The following is a 10,366-nucleotide window of genomic DNA, read 5'->3' as shown; positions in this document are numbered from 1 at the left end:
GGTTTTTAGCTGGCATTTTTGTAGAGATTGACTAAACTCATTTTTTATTATACCCTATTTAAAGGTACAACAGCTTAGCCAGCGGAAAAATATTAGGAAAAAAATCTTTTTCAAAAGTGATGTCAATGTCCTTTAAACCGCGAAAATCAGGAACTTGAACTCGTAGCAAGTGCATAATAAACTCCTGGTGTTGGTTTTCATTTTTTATTTAAACCCTGAGCTACAATCATTTTAGATTATAACTCACATCTTTTACTATTTTCATGAACAGGCTTTCCGGCCTGTTCCACAACATATTAAATTAATGCTTTTTCGCTGAATCCGGCAGTCCGCCAGGGGTTGAAACCTCTGTCTCAAAGCTAAAGTCCTCTGAAGAGGACTGAAGAACTCATTAGTCCTCTTCAGAAGACTTTAGCTATTAGCTAGGGAATTCATTCCCTGGCGGGCTGGGGGCCTTTCCGTTTAAGCAGGAGATGAGATTAAACCTTAAACTTCTCCACAATCCGTCTCATCGCTTCCTCCACATTCTCCCGACTATTAAACGCCGAAATGCGGAAATAACCCTCGCCCGCCGCACCAAAACCAGAACCGGGAGTTCCCACCACATTGCAAGTTTCCAGCAACTTCTGAAAGAAATCCCAACTCGACAAACCGTGAGGCGTTTTTACCCACACATAAGGTGCATTTTCGCCTCCAAAAACCTGGATTCCCGCCGCTGTCAATTTCTCGCGAATAATCGCAGCATTTTCCATGTAAAAATTGACTAATGCCTGAATCTGTGCCTTGCCAGCCTCAGAATAAACCGCCTCAGCACCGCGCTGCACGATGTAAGAAACTCCGTTAAACTTAGTAGATTGGCGGCGGTTCCACAGCTTCCAAATTTCGACATCGGAACCATCTGCTGCTTTTCCAGTCAAAGTCTTCGGTACAACTGTTAACGCACAGCGAGTACCCGTAAAACCAGCATTTTTGGAAAAAGAACGAAATTCGATCGCACAATCCCGCGCCCCTTCAATTTCGTAGATAGAATGCGGTAAACTCGGATCGGTAATATAGGCTTCGTAAGCCGCATCGAAGAAAATAATCGAACCGTTAGCTTTAGCATAATTTACCCAAGCTTGCAAGTGTTCCTTCGTTGCAGTTGCCCCCGTCGGGTTATTCGGGAAACACAAGTAAATTAAATCGACTTTTTTGTCAGTGGGAATTTCCGCAGTAAAATTGTTTTCCGCTGTAATTGGCAGGTAAACTAAACCTCCGTATTCGCCATTTTCGTTCGCATCTCCCGTGTGTCCAGCCATCACGTTAGTGTCTACATACACCGGATAAACTGGATCGGTAACTGCGATCGTGTTATTGTTGCCAAAGATATCGAGAATATTGCCACAATCGCACTTAGAACCATCAGATATAAAGATTTCCGAAGCATCAACATCGCATCCCCGCGACTTGAAATCGTGCTCGGCAATTTTCTCCCGCAGCCACTCATAACCTTGTTCCGGGCCGTATCCTTTAAAGGTATCCCGCGAGCCCATGTCTTCCACCGCCTTCACCATCGCTTGGCGACAAGCTTCCGGTAGCGGTTCAGTCACGTCGCCAATCCCCAGCCGAATGATGGGCGCTTCGGGATTCGCCTCTGCAAAGGCTTTCACCCTGCGCCCAATCTCGGGAAACAGGTAGCCAGCTTTGAGTTTGAGGTAGTTGTCGTTGATAGTTGCCATAGTTCGATCGCTAGAAATGTCGTAGAATAGCTTACTCCCAATTGTCTCTCTCAAGCAGCAGCAAGTTCGGCAACCAGCAGTGTACGGGATTTAACGGATGTAACAGATGGATTTTCAGTCAAGACAAAGATTTTCCCCACTCGAACACTCGAACACTCCGCCAATCCGCCATTACAGGCAATCTGCGTACTTGCTCAACAGCCATTGACCAAAAAATCAAATCTGCTTGTATAATCAAAATAGTGTGCAGCGCAGAAACAATTATGGACGAGATCGAGTACGCCAAACTCTATCAGGAACTGGCGGCAATTCTGGATGAGTTTAATTTGGGTTGGGTAGTTCAACAAGTAGCCGATACTGTAGAGATAGGTAAAGTAATAGAAGAGCGATCGCTCAAAAGAAAAACACCCCTGCTGAAGATAGAAGATTATACCGCAAAAGAACAACTTTTGCTATTAATTGATGCTGTCGAACAAGCGACTGTGAACACTTCCGAAATGGAAGACGAAATTGCTTATTTCTTGAAAGTAGAATCAGAAACCTCTCCCCTCGGCACAAAAATTACCTTTGCGAATTCAGGTGCAGAAACTGCCAAAACAATCGAGTTTACCTCCAGCGTCACAGCCCCCCGTCACAAACAGGCGATCGCCCTCAAGCACTTGCTGGAAAAACTGCCATCCGGGCCCAGCAACTACGCCATCAATTCCGAAATTAAAAGCAAATTAAAAAGCTCGATCGATCCCGAATTTAACACAGCGGCAGAACAATCCAGAATTTTTGACACTTACCTCTTCACTATTCTGCTAAAAGCAGTTGCTAATGAAGGCGGTACTATTTATTACAACAATGTTTTAGACGACGAAACACCGAAATATTTAACATTTAGAAAAACGGCGGGAAAAATCCACGGAAGTGCACATCCCTATACTCATGCTGTTGTGGAATTTCCCGACAAACCAGCCCTGGAAGTTCACCTAGGAGTAAAAGTGCAAGGTAGAGCCGGAGTTTTGCACAACTGTAACGTTTTAATTTTGTACCAAAAAGAAGCGACTATCTGCCGCTTGCTCAACCGCGAACCCCGCCACTCGCAGGTAATTTTAGCAGTAAAATCTGAACACAGCACCTCGGAACTAAAACTAGAAATGGCTGGTGCTTTTATCGGATTAGCGTCAGACATTCGCTACGAAGGCGGCAGCTATTTCATTTCTAACAGTTACTCCCAACCCATAGCGAAACTGCTAACTACTGCTCGCAAAAAATGGGAACTCAACATTTTTCCTAGATCCACAAACGATGTCCACCGCCTGATGTACTCGTTTCAAACTATCTTTAAAGACTTTAAGGCCAGAAACTGATTCAGTTAATACCATTTCACAAAAGTCTTGCCACATTTTTTGTGTGGGGTTTCCTTCCACAGACTTATATCAAATCCGGTAGCATCGTTCTGGTAAAGTCTCCTGCAATCTGCCACCACATATAAGCACAATTTTCTGTTTTTCGGCTCACAGTCAACAGCCAACAGCCAAAAGTCAACAGTCAACAGTCAACTTTCCTAGATTTGCCCGGTTAAGTGTATCTGCTAATGTATCTGTTACATGAGCCAAGAAAATAATCTATCATGTTGCGAGCACCAGAACCTTACGAATAATGTTTAAGAAAGATAAATCTTCCCTGCTGTTTACGATCGGAGCCGCCACACTTCTGATCGGTTTAGGCTTTGTCACCTACTACCTCGTCCTCTCCCGTCGGCCCGCCAAAGATTTGCCGGCGGGGGCAACCGTTGTCCCCCAAGATACGATGATGGCGCTATCCATCAGTACCGATGAATCGCAGTGGAATAGACTGCGAGAGTTTGGCACGCCGGAGTCAAAAGCTTCGTTTGAGAGGTTTTTAAGCGAAATGCGCGATCGCCTCCTCACCAGCAACGGCTACGTCTACCAGCAAGACATTCAACCGTGGGTGGGTAACACAGCAATGGTAGCCTTTCTCCGCAACAAAATAGCTATACCAGCCCCCCCGCCCGCACCCAACGCGCCACCATCTCCGCCAATTCAACAGTCAGTGGCAATTATCCTGCCAATTGCCAACCCGATCAAAGCCAAAGAATTATTAACAAAACCCAGGCCCCTCAGCCAAGGAAAAATAGTTGAGCGTAATTATAAAGGCGTGCAAGTCACAGAAACTCAAGGCGTACCCGATCGCAATTTCTCAGTCGCGGTACTCGGCACCAACTATCTAGCAGTCACCACAGATCCTAGCGCTACAGACAGAATAATCGACACCTACAAAGGCGAACCTTCCCTAGCCAAAACCCCTGGCTATGCAGACGCCATAGACAAAATAAAAAGTCCGGGCGCCTTCGGTCAAATCTACGTCAATATGCCCGTTGCCGCCGCCTATGCCGCCGCCAACTCAGCCCGTGAGATTTCCCCAGAAAACCTCGAAAAATTGCAACAAAATCAGGGATTTGCCACCACAGCGACGCTGGAAGCAGAAGGAATTGGATTCAAATCAATCTCTTGGTTAAAACCAGATTCTACCAGAAGGATAGCAGTAGAAAACAATGCTCTAAAAATGGTTAACCGCCTGCCAAGCAATACAATAATGATGGTATCTGGTGGCAACTTGCAGCGTTTGTGGCAAGACTACGTATTGGGCGCCGAAGCCAACCCGATTTCCCCGATTAATCCCCAAGTTTTACGCACAGGTTTAAAATCCACTACCGGCATGGATTTAGATAAAGACTTGATGGACTGGATGGCGGGAGAATTTTCTCTATCATTAATACCAGCCGCCACGCAGAATCCCAAAGACAAATTTGCTGCCGGATTTGTATTTATGGTGGAAACAAACAACCGGGGCGCAGCCAACAAAGCCCTGAAACAGCTTGATGAAACCATGAAAACTAAAGGGTTTAGAGTTGAAGAAATTCAAGTCGGCGGCAAACCTGCAATAAAATGGACATCGCCGTTTGGAGGGATTACGGTAACTCGCGGTTGGATGAACGATGTAGCGTTTATGACAGTAGGAGCTCCAGTGGTTGATGCGATCGTTCCGGCACCGAAAAGTCCGCTTTTAAGCAGCGAACTGTTCCAGAAAACAGTACGATCGGAACTTAAACCCCACAACGGCAATTTCTTCATCGACACCGAGAGTGCGTTTAACCCGAAAAACCTAGCTTTGCCGGAGTTTCCTCCCAACCAAAAAATGTGGATAGACGCCACGCGGTCGATCGGCGTTACAGCGGCCGTCATTGGCGATCGTACCACCCGTTATGACGCTTTTGTCGGTCTCAAAAAATCCACCCAATCCACTCCTTCTGCAAATCCTTCACGCAGTCTTGCTTCACCGAGCCCTGCTTCACCGCGCCCTGCTTCACCCAGTCCCTCGCCCACTGTCCAAACTTCTCCCAACTAACTCTTAAATCCTTCCACAAATCCGCCTGAACACCCCATTAAACAGCAACAGGGCGACAGATTAAAACCGAAAGGCAGCCGCCAGAATGAACAAGGAAGAAGCAAGGACAGGACTTACGGATACAGACTAAAGAAACCGGGTTTTTTTATCGTTTCTGCAGGCTGCAACGAATTATTTTCGTTAACAAACCCGGTTTCTATCCAGCCTTGTGTCCATGACTACCAAAGAAACCTAGTTTTTTAAGCCTTGGACTGCAACTAAGTGTTTTCGTAAAAAAAACTGGGTTTCTGCGTCCAGGAATGAAGAGGCAATCGACCGTTTCTGACGCACCCTACACTTTATGTACCCGTTGCGTCCAGGACTTCTTATTTTTGTCAGAATTTTAAGGGCCGGCAATTGTAGATCCGGCTTTTTTTCTTCTTTATAAAAGGAAAAGAAAATTTTTTTACGTGGATTTTTCCCGGTCAGTTATGGGCGCAAAAGCCGATTTTTTAAACGGCCATACTTCCTTCAAACTCTCACTAATGTAAAAAAAACGGTTTCTAGGGGTCGGAGTGCGTCTAGGAAAGCCAGTTTTTTTATATGTCATCCGGAAGATACAGATTCTAGGCATTGCGAGTTATACTTACATTGTGCAGAAGATACGCTCGGGGAATTGCAAATGCAGAGGAAAATTTTACAGGGAAATTTTCCTCATTGAGTCGGGAAAGTGAGTCTGGAACGCACTTGCAGTCCGAAACCCGGTAGCTTCATAAATATACAGTCTTTAACTCCCCATTGTCAGACAAACTAGGTTTGTTTACCTAATTTTTCTGTATATATTTTACCCATTAAAAATCTATGAAAACCGCCCAAAATATTCAAATAAAGGCTAAATTGCTGTCCAAAAAAAGAATAAGCAAACTGGCACTTTCTCTGCCAATCATCTTAATAAATCTTTACTTTTTGCAAGCAAAAGCCAAAGGTCAAACCATTGTTCCAGCGGCAGAGGGAACGAACACAACAGTCACTCCCGCAGCGCAAAACGGAACTCCTGGGCAGCCAACTCGCTTCGATATTCAAGGCGGACAATTATCGAGCGATAAACAAAATCTATTCCACAGCTTTAAAGAATTCGGATTGTCGGAAAATCAGATTGCCAACTTTATATCAAACCCCAACATTCGCAACATTTTAGCGGGCATAGGTGGCGGTAAACCCTCGATTATTAACGGCTTAATTCAAGTAACCGGCGGCAATTCTAACTTGTTTCTGATGAATCCATCCGGCATCATATTTGGCAACAGTGCCCGCTTAAACGTGCCTGCTTCTTTCACAGCAACCACCGCCACCGCTATTGGATTTGGTTCAAACTCGTTTAACGCTGTCGGTAGTAGCACTTACACATCTCTCACAGGCGCGCCCAATTCCTTTACTTTTGGGGCAGATCAAGCCGGGGCAATTATCAGCACGGCAGACTTAGCAGTTAAGTCAGGGCAGAACTTAACCTTGCTCGGCGGCACCGTTGTCAGCACCGGCAGCGTTTCGGCCCCAGGCGGTCAAATTACCGTAGCATCAGTCTCCGGGACAAATTTAGTGCAGATCCGCCAGCGAGGCAATTTGCTGAGTTTGGAAATCGAGCCGCCCTCAGCGACCAGCAGCACTCGAACATCCAGCGCGACAGCTTCGACATTGCCGATCGCATCCTTGCCCGAACTGCTTACAGGCATTGGTGAAAAAAACGCTACAGGGCTCAGCGTCAATGCCAGCGGTCAAGTGGTACTCACAGCGTCTAACCGAGTAGTAGCTGCGGGGGACGTTGCGCTAAAAGATGCAAACGCTCAGGCGATCGCCATTCAAGCAGCCAACACCATTGCAGCCAGCGGAAACCTGACAAGTTCTCAAGGCGGCGCGATCGCCCTAGAAGCTAGTGGCGACATTCGCACTGTTGATCTCGACTCCCACTCCGACACCACCGCAGGCGGCAATATCACCGTCACCAGCCGTACAGGAAAAGTAGAAACAGGCAATATCAACGCAAGCTCGATCGACAAAAACAGCAACGCCGGAGACGTTAGTATTGCAGCACCCTCAAGCAGCATTCAAACAGGGTTCATTGACGCCAACTCCGAAGAAAAAAAAGGCGGCCAAGTTACCCTTAACGGCCGCAACGACATCGAAGTAACCCGTATCAACACCGAAGGCCGAACAGCCGGAGGAGATATTGACATTACAGCCGGCCGTTATTTCCGAGCTACAGGCACTTTCACAAACGATAACAACTGCTTGTCGCAAGCTTGCAGCATTTCCGCATCCACGACTGGTAGTGCGAATGGTGGAGATATCACCATTCGCCACGGTGGCAAAGCCTCGAACACTCCTTTCGCCGTCGGGCCCGACTATAACAAACTCAACGGTACTGCTGGCAGCATTGCCACTGGGGGTCCAAAGAAGGAAAATGTTATTACACAGGGAAGTTATTTCAGCCCCAACCCTCAGATAGTACAGCCGACGCAAATTAACATTACGGCTTCTTCAGTATCGCCAACTCCGACACCAACTCCCGCGCCGACACCCGCGCCGACACCAGCACCGACACCAGCACCGACACCAGCACCGACACCCGCGCCGACACCAGCACCGACACCAGCGCCAGCACCCGCACCCGCACCGACACCAGCGCCCGCACCCGCACCCGCACCCGCACCCGCACCCGCACCCGCACCCGCACCCGCACCCGCACCCGCACCAGCGCCGACACCAGCGCCGACACCCGCACCCGCACCCGCAGCAGCGCCTGCACCATCACCTATATTTGCACCTGTACCCCCGCCGACGCCCGAACCAACTCAAACACCCGCACCAGTACCAGCACCAGCACCAGCACCAACACCAGTACCAACACCAGCACCAGCACCGGCGCCTGCACCTGCACCTGCACCTGTACCTATATTTGCACCTGTACCCCCGCCGACGCCGGAACCAGCACCAGCACCCGCTCCGACACCGACACCGGAACCAGCACCAGCACCCGCACCAGCACCTTTACAAACACTAACGCCGGAACCAGCGCCCGCACCAGCGCCGGCACCAGCACCAGCCCCAGCACCAGCACCAGCGGCAGTGGCAGCGCCCGCACCAGCACCAGCGGCAGTGGCAGCGCCCGCACCAGCACCAGCGCCGACACCAGCACCAGCGCCCGCACCAGCGCCCGCACCAGCGGCAGTGGCAGCGCCCGCACCAGCGCCGACGCCAGCGCCTGTAGCCAATTTGCCGATCGCACCGACAATTACTCCCAATCCAGCGCCGATATCCAATTTGCCGATCGCACCGACAATTACTCCAAATCCAGGGCCGATATCCAATTTGCCGATCGCACCGACAATTACTCCAAATCCAGCGCCGATATCCAATTTGCAGCCGATCGCACCAACAATTACTCCAAATCCAGCACCGGTATCAAATTTGCAGCCCATCTCACCGACAATTACTCCAAATCCAGCGCCGATATCCAATTTGCAGCCGATCTCACCGACAATTACTCCAAATCCAGCACCGGTATCAAATTTGCAGCCGATCTCACCGACAATTACTCCAAATCCAGCACCGGTATCAAATTTGCAGCCGATCTCACCGACAATTACTCCAAATCTAGCGGTTGCGCCTGCTGCTGCTGCGATAAATCTCGCACCGATACCGACACAGGTGCTCGCAGCCAACCAGCCGCCCAGCACAAATCGTTTATTTTCCCCCAGCTTGCAACAGCAAAACCAGATATCTAATTCCTTGCAACAGCGCAATTCACCTCCCGCGTCTCCGAATCTTGAGGCTTCCAAGTTGCCCACCAACCTCGGCGCCGTTATTTTTCCCGTAGAGGAGAGATTCACCAGGGAGTTTGCCGATTACCTAAATTTGCCATCAACAAATGCGATCGCCACCCTAGAAGATGCCCAAAATACCCTTCGCGGTGTCCAACAAGCCACAGGCATCAAACCAGCTCTCATTTATATCAGCTTTGTACCCAGGGGTTCTACAGTCGATCAACCTTACAGCAGTTCGTCCATCTTGCGCGTAGAACAGCAAATTCAAGCCTCTGACGAACTGGAAATGATGGTGATCACCCCGGAAGGTGCGCCCGTTCGCCAGCGCATCCCTGGAACCTCTCGCGCCCAGGTAATGGAAGCTGTTCGGAAATTTCGCGATGAACTGACTAATCCGGTAAAGCGCAACACTAAAAGTTATTTGCCCTTAGCTCAGCAACTCTACCAGTGGATGGTAGCGCCGCTGGAAGCAGAACTGCAAGCCAAAGGCATTGAGAATTTATCTTTTATCTCAGATATGGGGTTGCGATCGATACCGATGGGCGCCCTGCACGACGGCAAAGGCTTTCTGGTAGAGCGTTACAGTGTTGGCTCAATGCCGAGTCTGAGTTTGACAGATACCAGCCCCGCCAATTTCAAAAATACCCAAGTTCTGGCCATGGGGGCGTCGCAATTTACCGATATGAGTCCTTTACCTGCGGTGGAAATAGAAGTATCGACAATCACGCCGCAGCAGTGGCCGGGTAAGTCTTTCTTGAATGAAGCTTTCACCCTGGCTAATTTGAAATCGCAGCGCCAGCAGCAGCCTTTTGGGATGATTCACTTGGCTACTCACGCCGAATTTCGATCGGGAGCTCCTAGCGAATCCTTTATTCAGTTGTGGGATACTAAACTGCGTTTGGATCAGTTGCGGCAAATGGGATGGCACAACCCGCAAGTTGAAATGTTAGTTCTGAGCGCTTGCAGGACTGCTGTGGGCGATCGAGAGGCCGAGTTAGGCTTCGGCGGGTTAGCCGTGCAAGCCGGGGTTAAATCGGCTATGGCGACTCTCTGGTATGTCAGCGACGAGGGCAGTTTGGGATTGATGGCGGAGTTTTACGGGCAGTTAAAAACTGCTCCGATTAAAGCAGAAGCACTGCGGCAAGCGCAATTAGCGATGTTGCGCCAAGAGGTGCGAATTGAAGGGGGGATGCTGCACACTTCTGTCGGCAATCTGCCGTTACCCCCGGAATTGGCAAACACGACGAGTCAGAATTTCTCTCATCCTTATTATTGGTCTGCTTTTAGAATGATTGGCAATCCTTGGTGAGTCGATCGCCCGCCCGTACCTCAACAACCGCCAAAAACTCATAATTGCCACAAAAATTCAAAATCCCAAACCCAAAACTGCCCAACCCCAGTACGATCGATCTAGTTAGCAAAAATAAGTAA

5 protein-coding genes are annotated in these 10,366 nt (G+C 48.9%); 4 read left to right on the top strand and 1 reads right to left on the bottom strand.

The genetic code is table 11. From position 1 onward, the window contains the following. Nucleotides 1-479: 479 nt before the first annotated feature. On the bottom strand, nt 480-1,718 hold the full coding sequence (locus tag QT996_RS23385; protein ID WP_333049392.1) for an LL-diaminopimelate aminotransferase: 1,239 nt from the start codon (nt 1,716-1,718) through the stop codon (nt 480-482). A 263-nt stretch (nt 1,719-1,981) separates the two neighbouring features. On the opposite strand from QT996_RS23385, the gene QT996_RS23380 reads away from it, so the two are divergent. From QT996_RS23380 to QT996_RS23365, 4 genes are all read left to right on the top strand, one after another. Then, entirely contained in the window at nt 1,982-3,073 is a 1,092-nt protein-coding gene (locus tag QT996_RS23380; RefSeq protein WP_333049391.1) for a hypothetical protein, read from the top strand. Between the two features lie 292 nt (nt 3,074-3,365). After that, a complete protein-coding gene (locus QT996_RS23375) occupies nt 3,366-5,135 on the top strand; it encodes a DUF3352 domain-containing protein (protein ID WP_333049390.1) in 1,770 nt (589 codons plus the stop codon). Between the two features lie 840 nt (nt 5,136-5,975). Further along, entirely contained in the window at nt 5,976-10,244 is a 4,269-nt protein-coding gene (locus QT996_RS23370; protein ID WP_333049387.1) for a CHAT domain-containing protein, read from the top strand. After that, complete coding sequence (locus QT996_RS23365) at nt 10,228-10,353, top strand: hypothetical protein (protein ID WP_333049385.1); 126 nt, start codon at nt 10,228-10,230, stop codon at nt 10,351-10,353. The genes QT996_RS23370 and QT996_RS23365 overlap by 17 nt, the downstream gene beginning before the upstream one ends. Nucleotides 10,354-10,366 lie beyond the last annotated feature (13 nt).

Source organism: Microcoleus sp. S13C4, from assembly GCF_036700865.1.
GTDB lineage: Bacteria > Cyanobacteriota > Cyanobacteriia > Cyanobacteriales > Microcoleaceae > Microcoleus.
Note: the sequence above shows the minus strand (reverse complement) of the source record. Positions and strands in the feature narration are given on the sequence as shown.

Bases quoted from the DNA above. Each gene is read 5' to 3' on its own strand.
- QT996_RS23375 (WP_333049390.1), top strand. From the start codon at position 3,366: ATGTTTAAGAAAGATAAATCTTCCCTGCTGTTTACGATCGGAGCCGCC.
- QT996_RS23385 (WP_333049392.1), bottom strand. From the start codon at position 1,718: ATGGCAACTATCAACGACAACTACCTCAAACTCAAAGCTGGCTACCTG.
- QT996_RS23370 (WP_333049387.1), top strand. From the start codon at position 5,976: ATGAAAACCGCCCAAAATATTCAAATAAAGGCTAAATTGCTGTCCAAA.
- QT996_RS23380 (WP_333049391.1), top strand. From the start codon at position 1,982: ATGGACGAGATCGAGTACGCCAAACTCTATCAGGAACTGGCGGCAATT.